The sequence below is a fragment of the Bradyrhizobium sp. CCBAU 051011 genome (assembly GCF_009930815.1).
Lineage (GTDB): Bacteria > Pseudomonadota > Alphaproteobacteria > Rhizobiales > Xanthobacteraceae > Bradyrhizobium.
Genome location: NZ_CP022222.1, coordinates 2,721,575 through 2,737,812, shown reverse-complemented (window position 1 = coordinate 2,737,812; position 16,238 = coordinate 2,721,575). Strand labels below are relative to the sequence as shown.

16 protein-coding genes are annotated in these 16,238 nt (G+C 61.6%); 4 read left to right on the top strand and 12 right to left on the bottom strand.

The window, feature by feature from the left end; all coding sequences use genetic code 11:
• Positions 1-55: 55 nt before the first annotated feature.
• The gene (locus tag ACH79_RS12970; RefSeq protein WP_246738514.1) at positions 56-526 is read left to right on the top strand and encodes a GDSL-type esterase/lipase family protein; all 471 of its coding nucleotides are present in this window, start codon (positions 56-58) and stop codon (positions 524-526) included.
• A gap of 221 nt (positions 527-747) precedes the next feature.
• Here ACH79_RS12970 and ACH79_RS12965 read toward each other — a convergent pair whose 3' ends face one another.
• The 8 genes from ACH79_RS12965 to ACH79_RS12930 form a co-directional block, all read right to left on the bottom strand.
• Positions 748-1,113 (bottom strand): hypothetical protein, encoded by a 366-nt coding sequence (locus ACH79_RS12965; protein ID WP_161851376.1) that lies wholly within the window; start codon positions 1,111-1,113, stop codon positions 748-750.
• 40 nt (positions 1,114-1,153) lie between these two features.
• Positions 1,154-1,918 carry a lipopolysaccharide assembly protein LapB gene (locus ACH79_RS12960; protein ID WP_161851375.1) on the bottom strand — a complete coding sequence of 255 codons (765 nt, stop codon included), beginning with the start codon at positions 1,916-1,918 and terminating at the stop codon, positions 1,154-1,156.
• A 260-nt stretch (positions 1,919-2,178) separates the two neighbouring features.
• Positions 2,179-2,538 carry a hypothetical protein gene (locus ACH79_RS12955; protein ID WP_161851374.1) on the bottom strand — a complete coding sequence of 120 codons (360 nt, stop codon included), beginning with the start codon at positions 2,536-2,538 and terminating at the stop codon, positions 2,179-2,181.
• A gap of 229 nt (positions 2,539-2,767) precedes the next feature.
• On the bottom strand, positions 2,768-3,445 hold the full coding sequence (locus ACH79_RS12950; protein ID WP_161856338.1) for a protease inhibitor Inh/omp19 family protein: 678 nt from the start codon (positions 3,443-3,445) through the stop codon (positions 2,768-2,770).
• Positions 3,446-3,465: 20 nt separating this feature from the next.
• Complete coding sequence (locus ACH79_RS12945; protein WP_161851373.1) at positions 3,466-4,455, bottom strand: 2-hydroxyacid dehydrogenase; 990 nt, start codon at positions 4,453-4,455, stop codon at positions 3,466-3,468.
• Positions 4,455-5,243 (bottom strand): ABC transporter permease, encoded by a 789-nt coding sequence (locus ACH79_RS12940; protein WP_161851372.1) that lies wholly within the window; start codon positions 5,241-5,243, stop codon positions 4,455-4,457. Before ACH79_RS12940 ends, ACH79_RS12945 begins: the two co-directional genes overlap by 1 nt.
• Complete coding sequence (locus ACH79_RS12935; protein ID WP_161851371.1) at positions 5,240-6,052, bottom strand: ABC transporter ATP-binding protein; 813 nt, start codon at positions 6,050-6,052, stop codon at positions 5,240-5,242. The genes ACH79_RS12940 and ACH79_RS12935 overlap by 4 nt, the downstream gene beginning before the upstream one ends.
• Positions 6,053-6,058: 6 nt before the next feature.
• On the bottom strand, positions 6,059-7,078 hold the full coding sequence (locus ACH79_RS12930; protein WP_161851370.1) for an ABC transporter substrate-binding protein: 1,020 nt from the start codon (positions 7,076-7,078) through the stop codon (positions 6,059-6,061).
• A 146-nt stretch (positions 7,079-7,224) separates the two neighbouring features.
• Here ACH79_RS12930 and ACH79_RS12925 point away from each other — a divergent pair, with 146 nt between their 5' ends.
• The 3 genes from ACH79_RS12925 (at position 7,225) to ACH79_RS12915 (ending at position 11,046) form a co-directional block, all read left to right on the top strand.
• On the top strand, positions 7,225-8,040 hold the full coding sequence (locus tag ACH79_RS12925) for a creatininase family protein (protein WP_161851369.1): 816 nt from the start codon (positions 7,225-7,227) through the stop codon (positions 8,038-8,040).
• A gap of 146 nt (positions 8,041-8,186) precedes the next feature.
• Positions 8,187-8,444, top strand: coding sequence for a hypothetical protein (locus ACH79_RS12920; protein WP_161851368.1), 258 nt, complete (start codon positions 8,187-8,189; stop codon positions 8,442-8,444).
• Positions 8,445-9,042: 598 nt separating this feature from the next.
• Positions 9,043-11,046 carry a carbohydrate porin gene (locus ACH79_RS12915; RefSeq protein ID WP_371419392.1) on the top strand — a complete coding sequence of 668 codons (2,004 nt, stop codon included), beginning with the start codon at positions 9,043-9,045 and terminating at the stop codon, positions 11,044-11,046.
• A 62-nt stretch (positions 11,047-11,108) separates the two neighbouring features.
• Here ACH79_RS12915 and ACH79_RS12910 read toward each other — a convergent pair whose 3' ends face one another.
• From ACH79_RS12910 to ACH79_RS12895, 4 genes are all read right to left on the bottom strand, one after another.
• Positions 11,109-12,416, bottom strand: coding sequence for a hemolysin family protein (locus ACH79_RS12910; RefSeq protein WP_161851366.1), 1,308 nt, complete (start codon positions 12,414-12,416; stop codon positions 11,109-11,111).
• Positions 12,417-12,541: 125 nt separating this feature from the next.
• Positions 12,542-14,173, bottom strand: a complete 1,632-nt coding sequence (locus ACH79_RS12905) for an FMN-binding glutamate synthase family protein (protein WP_161851365.1) — start codon at positions 14,171-14,173, stop codon at positions 12,542-12,544.
• Between the two features lie 180 nt (positions 14,174-14,353).
• The gene (locus ACH79_RS12900) at positions 14,354-15,226 is read right to left on the bottom strand and encodes a patatin-like phospholipase family protein (RefSeq protein WP_161851364.1); all 873 of its coding nucleotides are present in this window, start codon (positions 15,224-15,226) and stop codon (positions 14,354-14,356) included.
• A 203-nt stretch (positions 15,227-15,429) separates the two neighbouring features.
• The gene (locus ACH79_RS12895) at positions 15,430-16,203 is read right to left on the bottom strand and encodes a ferredoxin--NADP reductase (RefSeq protein WP_161851363.1); all 774 of its coding nucleotides are present in this window, start codon (positions 16,201-16,203) and stop codon (positions 15,430-15,432) included.
• Positions 16,204-16,238: the final 35 nt, after the last annotated feature.

The following is a 16,238-nucleotide window of genomic DNA, read 5'->3' as shown; positions in this document are numbered from 1 at the left end:
CGTATGGGGACCAAATATGAAATTTCGCGCCTTCCGGCTTGGATTTCTGGGTTCTTTGGCGATCACGGCCATATTCGCGTTCGCATCGGCGCCGGCCAGCGCCGCGACGGTCGTGGCGCTTGGCGCCAGCAATACCTTTGGCAAAGGGGTCGCGCGCAGTCAGGCCTATCCGGCGCAACTCGAGGCGATATTGCAGGCCAAGGGAGCCAACGTCCGAGTTGTGAACGCCGGCATTGACGGCGACACCACGGAAGGCATGTTGCGACGTCTGGACCAGGTCGTACCGAAAGGGACCAGTGCCGTCATCCTGCAACCGGGCGGCAACGACCGGCGCAAGGGCTCGCCCGATCGGACGTCGGAAATTCAAAGCCGGCTGAGCGGCCGCGGCATCCCGGTGATCATGATTCCAAACAGCGCGTTCAGGGGATTGCCGCATCAGCCGGACGGCCAGCATCTGACCCCGGAGGGCTACCATATGCTCGCTGAACAAGTTGCGTCCCAGGTCGCGGGAGTGATCGGCCGCTAGGACGTGTACTCAGAAAAGCGATGTCGGCTTCTGAGCGATGAGCGGAAATCTTCTGATCGGTTAAAGCACGACCGCTGGTGACCCACAACGGAAGTTTAGCCTGCCGCTCAACCATAGCGATCACGTACGCGATCTCTCTGTCAGATATTCGGAGACGATGCTGTCACAGGTTCAGCAAACCGTTGCGTGTCAAGTCGACCACAACCCGTCTTTCAAGCAATTTAGGGGCTGTTCCCCGACGCATTTGGCACACGAAACGTGGCTTGGAAGCCAAGCTGCGCCTTCAAGACTAGATCGAAGGTGGGGCGCGTCTTTCCGTCCTGGAACACCACGCCGTTCGGGCTGAAGGCGACCTTGTCCGGGTGGTCGTTCAACGTCTGCCATTTGTACGATATAGCGACGATTCCATAAGCCGAAAGCGGCTTGACCTCTCCGGGGTCTGCCACGCCATTGCCGTTGGCATCGCGCCACAGGGCGAGGCCGGCCAGTTCTTTGCCGGTCAAAATGCCGTCGCGGTCGTCATCGAGCGCGGCCAGTGGCGCGTATCCGTTGCTCCAAAACATCCAGAACGTGACGTTGCCGAACAATTGCCGGCCGCTGTTGATTTTGCCATCGAGCTTCGGGTCGCTAACCAGCCAGGCAGCTTTGGGGGTAATCCAGCTCCATCCGCGACCCAAACCCGCTGCCGTCCACGTCGAACGTCACCCGCGCGTCGGGTGCTTCGAGGTCGGTGGTGGTGAGTCCATCGGCCAGCGGCACTGCGATGGGAGTGACCGGGTACGGCAGCTTTCCCATGGTGGCGACGTGGTCCTTCAGCGTCTCGATCTCGCGCTTATCCTTCTCGGCGTCGAGAAGCGGGACGAGGTAAGAGGCGACTTCGCCGGTCAGCGTCCGCCCGCCGATACCAACCATCGTCAGGCTCTTTTCCTTCTCCCAGGCGTCGGTTGCGATCGTTCGATACTGCTTCACCGCATCGTCCTTCCTGCCGGCCTGCTCGGTCAGCCAGGCGAGGCCGAGGCGGATGACAAGGTTATCCTTGTCCAGTTCCAATGCCTGCTTGTACGCTTTCAACGCGGCCTCCAGATGCGCCTGGGAGGCGGTACTCAAAGTGGGGTCAGCGGCAGTCGTTACCGTACCGAAAGGAACGGCCGGCGGCTGAATGCCGTGGTAGGCCTTCGGTACCGTCAGCGGGTCGGACTTCTGGGCGTAAGCCATGCCATGCGCGCGACCAAGATTCAGCAGCGCCTCGACGCTGGTAGGATCGTCCTTGGCGATCTTCTCCAGGTTTTCGATAAGCCTGGCGACCGGGATTCGCTCCTCTTCCACGCCCACCCACCTGCCGAGCGCCGGCGACGTCGCGGCAAGGAAAACCACCAGCAACAGCAACCGCACGGCGCAACTCCGTCTTGTAAGGGAAGATTGTGGCCAATCTATCCGGTGCACACTGAGGACGCTAGGGTCTGGATGGTCCGCTTGTGGCGCATACACTGGTAGGAAGAGTGTTTGTCGCCTGCCATTGTCGGTTCATGGCCCGTTGCTGACCTGCGTGACGAGCGCGCAGATGTCCGGTTTGTGGGGTGGAGCGGACTAGCGCCTGATAAATTGGCGAGGTTGCCTGTTGACACCCAGAGCAGACTTACTGCTGTGCGGCCTTATCGACCAGCATGCAATCGCCAAGGGGCGACATCTCTAGCAATCAATTCAAAGATTGCCTGTGACATAATCTCCTTGAAAGCCGCGCCCGCTGGCGGGGTTTCATTGCATACTGCTTCTAGCCGCAATTTTGAATTCCCTACGGCCGAAGCAAATATCTCATTGAGTAGTCGAACGCAGTCGTCCCACTCAGCGTCCGATGGCGGTTCATCGGCTCGTATGTGAATGAAACACTTCTGTGGGTCGGCGGCAGCGTAAATACCTTTGATCCATGTGAATGCGGGCCAAATCAACTCGAACAATGCCAATTGTATGCCGGCTAATTTCTCATTCAGCGGATCATCTGATGGGTTGTTCATTCTAAAGAAGCTCCACGCATCCAAGTGAAGGTTCAGTTTGAGAAAGCGGTCGAGGCCATCGAAGGTGCGTTCTGATACCGCCGAGTGTCAATGCCGCGCTGTCGGCTGTTGGCCCTTCAGGGACCTCCGGCGATGTCCGCTCTTGTGCTGCTGCTGAGCGATGAGCCGACATCAGGCGCGACCAGGACCAAGCGCCTGATTACGAGTTCACGACCCGAACAGCCAGACGCTACTGTCCCCGCAGCATGATCAGGGGATCGGCGGTATCGGGCACGCGGCGCCACTGCGCATTGTCGTCGGCCTCGAATTGCCAGCTCTCGCCGCCCTTCGACGTTAGGATCATCTGTCCGCGCTCCAGCCGCCACTCCGTCGGCGCGAAGGCTGCGACCGCGGGATCGCATTTCGGCTTCAGGAACACCTGGAAATTATCGCCGGTCGCTTCGGTGTTGGTCAGCGTCAGGCCGCAGATCGGCCGGCCGTTGCCACGGACCATCGACCAGTCGCCGATCATCTGGTCCATCGACTTGGCGAGCGAGCGGGCGGCGGCGAGGTTCTGCAGGATGTAGATCCCCTCGCCGGACCGCAGGCCTTCGAAGATGCCGCTCTCGACCTCGGTGAAGTCGATCACCGGCTGGCCGGCCGCATCCTGCAGCCGAACGATATCCAGCCCCTTGATGTTCCAGGCCGTGATGTCCTTGGTGAACGGCAACGCCTTTGGACAGGCGGGCTCAAGCTCGAGCTTGAGCCCCTGCGGCGTGGTATCGCTCTTCAGCGTAATGACGCAGGTCTTGCTGCGCTCGGTGGTCGCGAGCTCCCACTGCCCGACCATGTCCTTCTTCAGGGTCGAGGCATCCTGCGCCGCCGCCGGCGACGCCAACGCCAGCAGCGCCGTCAGCGCTGCCGCCATGCCCGACCACCTGCGCAACATCAGCGTCCTTTTACCGGGGTTTCCGGAACCGGCGTCAACGGCGCCTTGCCGGCAAACCAGTTCTTCAAATTGTCGACGACGAGCTGATCCATGGCGTTACGCGTTACCACGGAAGCCGAGCCGATATGTGGCAACAGCACGACATTTTGCATCGCCTTCAGTTCGTCCGGCACATTCGGTTCGTTGGCGAACACGTCGAGTCCGGCCGCCAGAATGGTGCCGGATTTCAGCGCCGCGACCAGCGCCGGCTCATCGACGACAGAGCCGCGGGCGACGTTGATCAAGACGCCGCGCGGGCCGAGCGCCTTGAGCACGTCGGCATTGATCATCTTGGCGGTCGAGGCGCCGCCGGGCACGATCACGACCAGCGTGTCCACGTCCTTCGCCATTTCGATCAGGTCGGGATAATGCTTGTAGGAGACGGCCGAGGACGGGTTGCGCGAGTGATAGCATACCGGCACGCGCGAGGCCTCCAGCCGCCGTCCGATCGCCTGGCCGATGCGGCCCATGCCGACGATGCCGACCTTGCGGTCGCGCAGCGAACCGACGCTCAATGGATAGTTCTGCGTCTGCCACAGGCCGGAACGCAGATAGCGATCGGCCTTGACGAACTCGCGCACGGTCGAAATCAGAAGCCCCATGGCGACGTCGGCGACTTCTTCGGTCAGCACGTCGGGCGTGTTGGTGACAACGATATTATGCTCGCGCGCGTAGGCGGAATCGACGTGGTCGTAGCCGACACCGAAGCTCGCGACGATTTCGAGCTTGGGAAAATGCGACAGCGCCTTACCGTCGGCCGGCACCATGTGATAGGTCACTGCCATGCCGCGGATCTTCGCGACCGTATCCGGCGTCAATCGCTCGAGGTCGGCACGGCTCTCCGCCATATGCAGGACGTACTGATCCGAAAAGCCGTTTTCCAGGATCGGCCGGACCGGGCCGTAGATCAGGAGATCGATCTTCTCGGACGAAACATTCGCGGCAGCCATCAATTTTCCTTTCCAAGCGCGCTTTCATGCCAGCGCCGTAATACCAGGTGCGAAACTAGCGCCAGCAGCCCATAGATGACAATCCCGGCCACCGACAGCAACAACAACGCCGCGAACATTCGGGGAATGTTGAGGCGATAGCCGGACTCGGCGATCCGGAACGCAAGGCCGGAGCCCGAGCCCGCGGAGCCCGCCGCGATTTCGGCAACCACGGCACCGATCAGCGACAGCCCGCCCGCGATCCGCAAGCCGCCGAGAATATAGGGCAGCGCTGCCGGCAGTTTCAGGTACCGCAGCGTCTGCAGCCTTGAGGCGCCATAGAGCTGAAACAGCCCTGCCAGATTGCGATCCACCGAATTCAGCCCGAGCGTGGTGTTGGACAGGACGGGGAAGAATCCCACGATCCAGGCGCAGACGATGACCGCGGTCTGCTGCGGCAGATAGATCAGCAATAGCGGCGCAATTGCGATCACAGGCGTGACCTGCAGGATCACCGCATAGGGAAACAGCGAATATTCCAGCCACTTCGACTGATTGAACAACAGCGCCAGCGCGATGCCGCCGATGGCAGCCGCGATAAAACCTTCCAGCGTGGTGAGCAGGGTGACGCCGAGCGATTCCGACAGGACCGGCCAATCGCCGACCAGCGTCTGAAACACGACAGATGGGCTCGGCAGCACGTAGGGCTGGATGTCATTGACGCGGACCACGAGCTCCCATAGCGCCAGGCCCGCCGCGAGCACGGCGATGGGCATCAGCATGCGGCCGATGTGCTGCAGGGAACTCATGCGCTGCGCTGCCCGGAATAGGACGGCGCGAGCGCGCTGGAGACTTCGCGGCAGTAAGCGGCATATTCGGCCGAGGTGCGAAACTCCTCGCCGCGCGGCTCCACTGTCGTGACGCGAAACTCGCTCGCCAGGCGGCCCGGCCGCGCGGTCATCACGATCACCCGCTGCGAAAGGTAAACCGACTCGAACACCGAATGGGTGACGAAGACGACGGTCTTGTGCAGCTTGCGCCACAGATCAAGCAGATCGTTGTTGAGGCGAAAGCGCGTGATCTCGTCGAGCGCCGCGAACGGCTCGTCCAGCAGGAGAATATCCGGATCGGTGACGAGCGCGCGCGCCAGCGAGACCCGCATCTTCATGCCGCCGGACAATTCACGGGGATAGGCCTCGGAAAATTCGGCAAGTCCCACCTGCGCCAGCGCGTCAGCGATACGCCGGTCGGCGTCGGCCGCCGGCGCATGCGCCAGCTTCAGCGGCAGGCGAACGTTTTCGCGCACGTTCGCCCACGGCATCAAGGTGGGCTCCTGAAACACAAAACCGATGGGATGCCGCCCATCCGCCTTGCTCGCGCGATGGGAAACGTCCACCGTGCCGGCGCTCGGCGCAGCCAGTCCTGCGATCAGCCGCAGCGCGGTCGATTTTCCGCAGCCCGAAGGCCCGAGCAGTGAAACGAATCCACCCTTTGCGACATCGAGATCAAGCGGCCCAAGCGCGGTCACGCCGTTGTCATAGATCTTGGTAACGGCACGCAGACGCACGGCAAGGCCCGCCGCGTCGATATCCGCCTCGGACAATGCAGGCCCCGCCATCTCGCGTCAGTTCTTCGGCCGCAGGTCGAGACCGACGCCCTTGTTGACGAAGCGCAGCGTGTAGGCCTGGCGGTAGTCGATGTCGCGGCGAACCACGCCGGCGCGCACCATCTTGTCGAAGAAGCTCGCCACCCGCGCGTCAGTCATGGCGCCGATGCCGTCGCGCAAGGTATCGCCGGAATCGACGATGCCGTATTCCTTCATCTTGTCGACGGAATAGCGGAGCAATTCGTCGGTCATTTCCGGGTTCATCTGCTTGATCATCGCGTTGCCGGCCGAATTGTCGCCGTAGAGATAATTGTACCAGCCGATCATGGAAGCATCGACAAAGCGCTGCACCAGATCCGGCTTCTTGTCGACGATCTCGCGGCGGGTCTCGATCAGTGTCGAGTAGGCATTGAAGCCGTGATCGGCCAGCAGGATCACGCCGGGCTTGAAGCCTGCGGTCTTCTCCACGGCGTAGGGCTCCGAGGTGACATAGCCCTGCATCGCGCTCTGCTTGTTCACTATAAAGGGTTGCGGATTGAAGGTGTAGGGTTTTACCCTGCTCTCGCTGAATCCGTATTCGGACTTCAGCCACTGGAAGTAGCTCGCCACGCCTTCCTTGGACACCAGGAGCGTCAGCGGCTTGAGATCTTCGAGTTTTGCAATCTTGGTTTCCGGATGGGTCAGGAAAACCTGCGGATCCTTCTGGAAGATCGCGGCGACCGCAATCAGCGGCACGTTGTTGGCGACCGCGTCGAACGATTGCAGCGTGTTCGCGCTCATGAAGAAGTCGAGCTTGCCGGCGGTCAGCAGGATGCGGTTGTTGGTATTGGGGCCGCCGGGAACGATGGTGACGTCGAGGCCGTATTTCTTGTAGGTGCCGTCGGCAACCGCCTGGAAGAAGCCGCCATGTTCAGCCTCCGCGACCCAGTTGGTTCCGAAGGAAACCTTGTCGAGGGTTTGGGCGCGCACAGGCATCATGGCGGAAACCAGCGCCAGAAGACCTGCGGTTAACGCTCGCGGCAAAAAGCCCGGGTTCATGGTTGGACTCCGTCGATCGTTCTGGCCCATGATGGAGACAGTGGACGTTGAACAACGTCCCCGAGGATTCGATCCGGAGATCGGACCAATCCCCGGAATATCTAACAAACTACCCTGCAAATTCATCCAAAGAAACGCTTCGCTCGATGGCCTCAACCGTTCCGCCCCACGACTGGACCGAGATCCACTGGCCCAAGGTCGCCAAGGCCGACGCCGCGCGCTGGATCGCGGTGCTGCCGCTGGCGGCGACCGAGCAGCATGGCCCACATCTGCCGCTGGAAACCGACGTCCTGATCGGGGAAGCCTATCTGGCGCGGGTACGCGAGCTGGTGCCTGTGGCGCTGCCCGTCACCTTTCTGCCGCTGCAGCCGGTCGGCATTTCCACCGAGCACATCGACTATCCGGGAACACAGACGCTGCCGACCGATGTGGCGCTGAAGGAGTGGATGGCGATCGGCGAGCGTGTCGCGCAAGCCGGGATCCGCAAGCTCGTGATTGTCACGAGCCATGGCGGAAATAGCGCGGCGATGTCGCTGGTTGCGCAGGATCTGCGCGCGCATCACGGGCTGCTCGTGGTGACGACGAGCTGGTCGCGCTTCGGCGCGCCGGATGGATTGTTTTCCACCGAAGAGATCCGTCACGGCATCCATGGTGGCGCGGTCGAGACGTCAATCATGCTGGCGCGCTATCCGCACACCGTGCGGAAAGAAGCAATCGCCAATTTTCAATCCTCCAGCATCGCGATGGAGAAAAAATTTCGTTGGCTCTCCGCGCATCGGCCGGTCCCCTTCGCATGGCAGGCGCAGGACCTGCACCAGAGCGGTGCGGTCGGCGACGCCACCCAAGCTTCCGCGGAGAAGGGCGAACAACTGCTCGATCACGGCGCGCGCGCATTCTGCGAATTGCTCGAGGACGTCGACACATTCGATCCGGAATTGTTTCTTCGGAAAATGGGAAGCTGAGATTTCCTCACCTAACCGTCTGTAACATCTAAGAAACAATTGACGAAACCATATTTCCGGCGGTCTTTTCGAACCGCTTTCCGGGGCGCTCCGTCCAACTGGGCATGCGGACCACAATGGCCGCTCAACACAGGATGGAGACTTCCATGTCGATCAAGACCAAGTTCGCCGCTATCGCTCTCGCCACCCTTGCCGTCACCGGCGGCATGGCTTCCACGCAGGCTCAGGCCAAGCCGTTGCACTGGGGTGTTGGCGCCGGCCTCGTTGGCGCGGCCATCGTCGGCACCGCGATCGCCGCTTCCGGCCCCGGCTATTACTACGATGGCTATCGCCGCTGCGGCTGGGTTCGCCAGTACGACGCCTTCGGCAATTACATCGGCCGCGTCCGGACCTGCGCTTACTGATTTCTGCGGCTGACTTGGTTGCTGTTTGAGAAGCGTCTTCCTTTCCAGGCAAACCACATCAGTCCCTGAAAACGCTTCTCTTGTTTAAACGCGTTTTCTTCACGCGAACCGGAAGGCCACTTCGCTCGAAAACGCTTTGTCGTGGATTTGCGTCCGGCACGGGCGCCTCATCCACCCCCGTGCCGAACACGACCCGCCCGGCGTCCCACCGGGCGGGTCAACCTTTTGCAGCCAAGCCAACAGTCGTCTTCCTCAACGGCGGCCGCGATCTGTCAACCATGTCTCCGAACATCCGTCGGCGATGTGTCCGAACGGGTCGCTGAACCGGTAATGACGCGCTGCCGATGTTGCAGCCCCGTCATGCAACGGTGCGATGAAATCGCAGCTGCCGGCCTCTTCTTGCTATTGCGAATTGCTTGCAATAAGCGTCACGGCGTAAATTGCGGAAGGACCCGGCTTGGCGCTGACTGGGGGACCGCAGGAATCCGATCGAAGGCGACGGGGTTGAATGACTGCATTTGCTGGTTGGCGACGGGCGTTCGAATCTGCAGAAATGGCAGACAGCGACAATACGGGTCGCGCCGGGAGTCTCCTTATTGTGAACCGCAACCGCCGATCCCTGGAACATGCGCTGGCCTGCGCCGCGCTTGGTGCGCTGGCGCTCGGCAGCCCGGCGGTCGCGGCCGACATTCCGCTGAAAGCGCCCTATCTTCGCCCGGCGTTCGACTGGAGCGGCTTCTATATCGGCGGGCATGTCGGTTATGGCGGCGGCAGCTTTGGCCGTGATACCAATCCCCTGCCGCTGCAAGGCGTGTTTTTTCCCCACAGCATCACAGGTCTGATCGGCGGCTATCAGGCCGGCTACAATTTTCAACTCCCGAACAATCTGGTGCTGGGCGCCGAGGTCGATGTTTCGTTCCCAAGCACGCTCGATCGTCCAAGGCTGGTGCCAGCCCCTTTCAACACCACCTTGGACTACATTGCCACGGCCCGCGGGCGCGTCGGATACGCGTTCGGAACGCTGCTGCCCTATATGACCGGCGGTGTTGCCTGGGCGCGGACCCATGTCGACATCAATGACGCCGATGGAAGCGTGCTGTCCACGCGCGGGCATACACATCTCGGCTGGACCGCAGGCATCGGCGTCGAGTATGCCGCCGATGCCAAATGGAGCGCAAAGCTCGAATACGACTATATCGATCTGGGAGCCCGAACCTATGGGCTTGCGGATGTGCCGCTGCCGGACGTCAGGGTCGATCCGAAGATCCACACGGTCAAGCTCGGATTGAACTACAAGATCTGGGACGGGCCGGGATCCGCGGCATCAAGCGATTACGCCATCAGTCTACCCACCCCTCCCGCGTCCAAGGACTGGAACGTCCACGCCCAGACGACATTCCTTCCGCAGGGCTATCCGAGCTTCCGCTCGCCGTATCAAGGTACGAACAGCCTGCCCGGCGCCGGGCGCGTGCGAGAGACCTGGACGGTCGGAGCCTTTCTCGGCTGGCGGTTGTGGGACGGCGGAGAGTTCTATTTTGGTCCGGAACTGGCGCAGGGCTTTGGAATCGGCGGCACATTAGGCTTGGCAGGTTTTTCAAATGGCGAAGCGCAAAAAGGTGGCGCCGAGTATCCGAGATTCCGCGCACAGCGTTATTTCTTCCGGCAGACGTTCGGGCTGGGCGGCGAACAGGAAGAAGTGGCCGACGCGGCCAATCAGTTGCCGGGCAAGCGCGACATCGACCGGGTCACGGTGACGGTCGGGCGATTTGCCGTCGGAGATTTCTTCGACGGCAATTCCTATGCAAAAGATCCCCGCTTGGATTTCATGAACTGGGCAATGTGGGCGTCTGCGGCCTATGACTTTCCGGCCGATCTCCCCGGATTTACCCGCGGCGCCGTGGTCGAACTCAACCGCAAGGATTGGGCCGTCCGCGCGGGCCTGTTTCAGGTGCCCTCGGCTCCCAACAGCGATGTCCTCACCTTCAAGACCGGCGGAGCTGTTGTCGAATTCGAAGAGCGTCACACTGTGTTCGACCAGCCCGGCAAATTGCGGCTCGGCATCTTCGCCAATCGCGGCAATACCGGCAACTACCGCAACGCGCTGGCGATCAGCGCCGCAGACCCGACGCTCGACATCAATAACGTCATGACAGACATCCGGCGCCAAAATCTCAAATACGGTTTCTACGTCAACGCCGAGCAACAGGTCATGAAGGACGTCGGCCTGTTCGCCCGCGCGAGCTGGAACGACGGCCGCAACGAAATCCTGTCATTTACCGACATCGACCGCAGCGTCTCGGCAGGTCTGTCGGTCAAGGGCAGCTATTGGGGACGCCCGAGCGATACATTCGGTTTGGGCGGCGCAATCAATGGGCTTTCCGGCGCGCATCGCGATTTCCTGGCGGCCGGCGGTCTCGGCCTGCTGATCGGCGACGGCCGTCTCAACTACAGCAACGAACGAATCCTCGAGACCTACTACGCCTACGCCATCGACAAGAACTTCACGTTCACCGCCGATTACCAGATGATCACCAACCCCGCCTACAACGCCGACCGCGGCCCGGTCCACATCTTCTCCGGCCGTTTTCACGGGGAGTTTTAGTCTGGGCCTTCCGCTCAACTGCGAGCAACCCACTTGGGGCAGCAGCTCAAGCGAGCCCCGCGTCACGCTTCTCCACCGGGAGAAGCGTCGCCAGTCCTGACGGCCAGCAGCTTGTCGATGCGTCGGCCATCGAGATCGACGATCTCGAAGCGCCAACCATCCACTTCGATGTGGTCGCCGACGTCAGGTATCCGGCCGAAATGGCTGAGCAGGAGGCCGGCAACGGTCTCGTAGTCATGGGACACCGGCACCTCGAACCGCAGCAGCGAAGCAAACTCAACGGCGGACATCCAACCTGAGATCAAATACGAACCGTCGTCGCGTCTGACGGCTGCCGCTTCCGGCGGCCCCTCCTCCGTGTGAAAGCCACCGACGATCGATTCGAGAATATCTGCACTGGTCACCACGCCCTGGAACACGCCGTACTCGTCATGAACCAGTCCCATATGGACGGCGGAGTCGCGCAGGATCGCGACGACGTCCCGCGCATCGAGAAATTCCGGAATCACCGGCGCCGGACGAACCAGCTTGCCGATGTCAGGCGCCTGACCCGACAGACAGCAGTCCAGCATGTCCTTGGCATTGACGATCCCGACCGCGGCATCGGCGGCCGGATCGAAGACCACAAAACGGGAATGGCTGCTGGCGGCCAGCGCGGCGCGGACGGTTTGCATGTCGTCGGTCAGGTTGATCATGCTCACCTCCCGGCGCGGCGTCATCACGGCACCCACGGGAAGGTCGCCGAGGCGCATGACGCCCGCGATCATCTCCTTTTCGCCGGGTTCGAGCACGCCGGCATTCTCGGCTTCGACGACCAGCGTGCGGATTTCATCCTCGCTGACTTTCTCGCCGGCCGCACCACGGTGACCCAGCAGCCACAACAATGCTCTGCCCGATCGATCGAGAAGCCAGACGGCAGGCAGTGAGATCTTAGCAAGCAGCGTCATGTAAGGCGCTACGCGCACCGCCACCGATTCCGGATCGCGCAGGGCAATTTGCTTGGGCACCAATTCGCCGATGATGAGCGACGCGTAGGTAATAACCGTCACCACGGTGCCGACGCCAATGACGTCAGCCAGAGCTTGCGACCATCCGGCTTCAACCAGCATGTTCGTCAGTCGCAGACCGAGAGTGGCGCCGGAAAATGCCCCGGACAGCACGCCGATCAGCGTAATACCAATCTGCACCGTCGAGAGAAATTTGCCCGGATCGGACGCCAGAGCCAGCGCGCGGCGAGACCCTTTGACGTTCTTTTCAACTAGCGCCGCCAGTCGCGCCGGCCGCGAAGAAACGATGGCCAGCTCTGACATTGCGAGCAATCCGTTGGTGACAATCAGGACCGCAACGATCCCGAGATCGAGGTAGATCATTATCTCATTTTCTTGTGGCTACCGGTTCCCACCACGTTCCCACCACTTCCCACCACGGAAGCAAATCTCTTACCAGAAATCCCATCCGGATGAGGTCAAAAGAGCGTGGGAAGCCGCTGGGATTTTTATCCCGCCGGTTGGAACGAATCCGCGCGTGCCATCGCCCAGGCATCGCGGAAGCGCGGATCCTGGGTGCCCTCGATCAACTCGCCCGGTCGCAGCGCCGGATAGAGTTTCGCGAACGACATCACCTCTGTGCTCGACGTGCGCTTCGAGAAGTGGATTGGCCGCAGTTGCTTCGGATGGTCGAGGCCGGCGGCGGCGAGAAGCTCGGACAGCGCGTGCAGGGTGGCGTGATGGTACATGTAAACCCGCTCGGTCTTGAGCGGCACCACCAACGCCCGGGCGCGGATCGGATCCTGCGTGGACACGCCGGTCGGACAACGATCGGTGTGGCAACTCAAGGACTGGATGCAGCCCAGCGCGAACATGAATCCGCGCGCGGAATTGCACCAGTCCGCTCCGATTGCCATGGCGCGCGCCATGTCGAAGGCGGTCGCGATCTTGCCGGCGGCGCCGATCTTGATGCGGTCGCGCGCGTTGATGCCGATCAGCGCGTTGTGGACGAAGCTGACGCCCTCGCGCATCGGCATGCCCAGATGATCCATGAACTCCAGCGGAGCCGCGCCGGTGCCACCCTCATTGCCGTCGACGACAATGAAGTCGGGATAGATGCCGGTCTCCAGCATCGCCTTGCAGATCGCCAGGAACTCCCAGGGGTGGCCAATACACATCTTGAACCCGGCCGGCTTGCCGCCCGACAGCCTGCGCATCTCGCCGATGAATGCCATCATTTCCAGTGGCGTCGAAAACGCGCTGTGAGTGGCCGGCGAAATGCAATCCTCGCCCATCGCGACGCCCCTGATCTTGGAGATCTCCTCCGATACCTTGGCCGCCGGCAACACGCCACCATGTCCGGGCTTGGCGCCCTGGCTGATCTTGAGCTCGACCATCTTGATCTGGTCGTCGGCCGCGACGCGGGCGAATTCCTCCGGGTTGAACGAACCGTCGCGGTTGCGGCAGCCGAAATAGCCGGAGCCGATCTCCCAGATGAGGTCGCCGCCGTTTTCGCGATGATAGGGACTGACACCGCCCTCGCCGGTGTCATGCGCAAAGCCGCCCTTCTTGGCGCCGGTATTCAGCGCCCGCACGGAGTTGGGGCTGAGCGCGCCAAAGCTCATCGCCGAGATGTTGAAGACCGATGCCGAATACGGTTTGGTGCAATCCGGACCACCGACGGTGACGCGGAATTGCGTGCCGCCATGAGCCTTCGGCGCCACCGAATGATGCATCCATTCGTAACCCTCGCGATAGACGTCTTCCTGGGTGCCGAACGGCCGCTTGTCGAGCTGCATCTTGGCGCGCTGATAGACCAGGGCGCGGGTATCGCGGGAGAACGGCATGCCGTCCTTCTCGCTCTCGAAGAAGTATTGCCGTATCTCCGGCCTGATCTCTTCGAGCAGGAAACGGATATGCGCCGAGATCGGATAGTTGCGTAAGACGGCATGATTCTTTTGCAAGAGATCGCGAATGCCGAGCACCGTGAGCGCGCCGAAAATCACGATCGGGATCAGCAGAATTTCCCACACCTTCACGTTATGGTCGAAAATCCCGATGCCGATCAGCAATGCCGTGACGACGGCGCAGACCGTCAGCACGATGTAGCGTGGCGAGAATGGCAGCAGCAGCGTTTCCATAGAACCCTCAGCCGAATTGTCGTGTTGCCGGCGCCAGCTTAGTCCAACCGCCGGAACGAGCGCTACACGATATACGGAGCGGCACTCGCGGAAGTGACGGCGGCTTAGAAAAATAGTTGGCGGAATTAATAAACCTGTCGCACTTTTGCAGTGCAGCGTAACGAGCCGACGCCCGGCCAGTCAGTGGCTGTGCAGCCGCATCTCGTGCGGAATCTTGCCCTGCTGCAGGTCATGCTGGGCCAGCCACGCATCGGTGGTGAGGATGGCGCGATCGATGTGATCGGCGGTTCGCGAGAAATCGTAGGGTGAACCGACCAGCGGACATAGCGGCGGCACCACGAAATACTCGATATCGGGCCCAAGCATCTCGAGCTCGTTGACCAGTTGCCGCGCGATCAGGAGCGTAAGCGCATGCAGCGCGTTGGCGACCGCTCCGACCGGCGGCGCCTGGTTCGCGCAGGCGTGCCCGGTCGGCAAAATGATCAGGCGCCTGGCGCCCTTCTTCACCGCGACCTGTATCGGCGTGTTGCTGGAGATCGCGCCGTCGGCGAGATAATAGTCCTTGTAGCGGATCGGCGAGAACGCGCCCGGGATCGCGGTGGACGCGACGATCGCCTCCGCTGTGGAGCCTTCCGACAGTACCACGCTGTCACCGGAGACGATGTCGGTGGTGACGATATGCACCGGCAGCTTCGCCTCTTCCAGATTGCGATAGGGGATGTGATCGTCGATCAGCTTGCGGATACCGTCATGGGGAATCAGGAAATCGCGGTGCCACAGAAAACTCAGCACCGTCCGCCAGCTCATCGGAAAGACGTCGTGCCGCTGCAACCCGCGCCAGATGGCGGCGAGCCGCTGCACGCCATCGAGCGTGGGATCGCCCGCATAGAACGCGCCGTTCAGCGCCCCGACACTGCAGCCGACCACCATGTCGGCGTGTACGCCGTGGGCGGCAAGCGACTGCAGCATGCCGACCTGGATGGCGCCAAAGCTGCCGCCGCCTGCGAACACGAAGGCGGTCTTGGCACGGCCGATCTCGTCGCGTACCGACACGCAAACGCTCCCTCAATCGCAGCGTCGGCAACGAGCCGCGCGACGTGCGGGAGTTGTTATAGCAGCGGGGGGATAGGGTGGGCTACGGTGCCGTCATTCCGGGATGGTCCGAAGGACCAGACCCGGAATCTCGAGATTCTCAGGTGCGCAAGTGCGCACCATAGTTCGATGCTTCGCATCGCCCCGGAATGACAGAGAACTTTTCAGCGCTCGACGAACGCCTTTTCGATCACGAAATGGCCGGGCGTGTTGCCGCTGCCTTCGATGAAGCCGCCGGATTCGAACATCTGCTTCAGCTCTTCCAGCATCCCCGGGCTGCCGCACATCATGATGCGGTCGGTCTCGATGTCGAGCGGCGACTGGTGGATGTCGTTGAACAATTGCTCGGACGAGATCAGATCAGTGATACGGCCGCGGTTGCGGAACGGCTCGCGGGTCACGGTCGGATAGTACAGCAGCTTCTCCGACAACAGCGGCCCGAACAGTTCGTCGTCGCGCAACGTGGCGACCAGATCCTCGCCATAGGCGAGTTCGGATACCTGCCGGCAGCCATGGACGAGCACGATGGTCTCGTAGCGCTCATAGACGTCGGGATCCTTGATCAGGCTCGCGAACGGCGCCAGCCCCGTGCCGGTCGACAGCAGCAGCAGGCGCTTGCCCGGAATCAGATTGTCGGTGATCAGCGTGCCGGTCGCCTTGCGGCCGACCAGAATCTCATCGCCCTCGCGGATCTTCTGCAGTTTCGAGGTCAGCGGACCGTTGGGGACCTTGATCGAGAAGAACTCGAGCTCTTCCTCGTGATTGGCGCTCGCCATGCTGTAGGCGCGCAGCAGCGGCCGGCCTTCAACCTCGAGGCCGATCATCGCAAACTGGCCATTCTGGAAGCGGAAGCCGGAATCGCGGGTGGCCCGGAAGCTGAAAAGCGTGTCGGTCCAGTGGCGGACAGAAAGAACTTTCTCTCGATAGAACGCGCTCATGTGTTTTCGTTTTTCCTGACGTCTCGATGTAGAAC

What these genes read in the sequence shown, in the direction of transcription:
- ACH79_RS12955 (WP_161851374.1), bottom strand. Translation starts at nt 2,538, where the DNA reads ATGAACAACCCATCAGATGATCCGCTGAATGAGAAATTAGCCGGCATA.
- ACH79_RS12950 (WP_161856338.1), bottom strand. Translation starts at nt 3,445, where the DNA reads ATGGCGGCAGCGCTGACGGCGCTGCTGGCGTTGGCGTCGCCGGCGGCG.
- ACH79_RS12945 (WP_161851373.1), bottom strand. Translation starts at nt 4,455, where the DNA reads ATGGCTGCCGCGAATGTTTCGTCCGAGAAGATCGATCTCCTGATCTAC.
- ACH79_RS12940 (WP_161851372.1), bottom strand. Translation starts at nt 5,243, where the DNA reads ATGAGTTCCCTGCAGCACATCGGCCGCATGCTGATGCCCATCGCCGTG.
- ACH79_RS12935 (WP_161851371.1), bottom strand. Translation starts at nt 6,052, where the DNA reads ATGGCGGGGCCTGCATTGTCCGAGGCGGATATCGACGCGGCGGGCCTT.
- ACH79_RS12930 (WP_161851370.1), bottom strand. Translation starts at nt 7,078, where the DNA reads ATGAACCCGGGCTTTTTGCCGCGAGCGTTAACCGCAGGTCTTCTGGCG.
- ACH79_RS12925 (WP_161851369.1), top strand. Translation starts at nt 7,225, where the DNA reads ATGGCCTCAACCGTTCCGCCCCACGACTGGACCGAGATCCACTGGCCC.
- ACH79_RS12920 (WP_161851368.1), top strand. Translation starts at nt 8,187, where the DNA reads ATGTCGATCAAGACCAAGTTCGCCGCTATCGCTCTCGCCACCCTTGCC.
- ACH79_RS12910 (WP_161851366.1), bottom strand. Translation starts at nt 12,416, where the DNA reads ATGATCTACCTCGATCTCGGGATCGTTGCGGTCCTGATTGTCACCAAC.
- ACH79_RS12905 (WP_161851365.1), bottom strand. Translation starts at nt 14,173, where the DNA reads ATGGAAACGCTGCTGCTGCCATTCTCGCCACGCTACATCGTGCTGACG.
- ACH79_RS12895 (WP_161851363.1), bottom strand. Translation starts at nt 16,203, where the DNA reads ATGAGCGCGTTCTATCGAGAGAAAGTTCTTTCTGTCCGCCACTGGACC.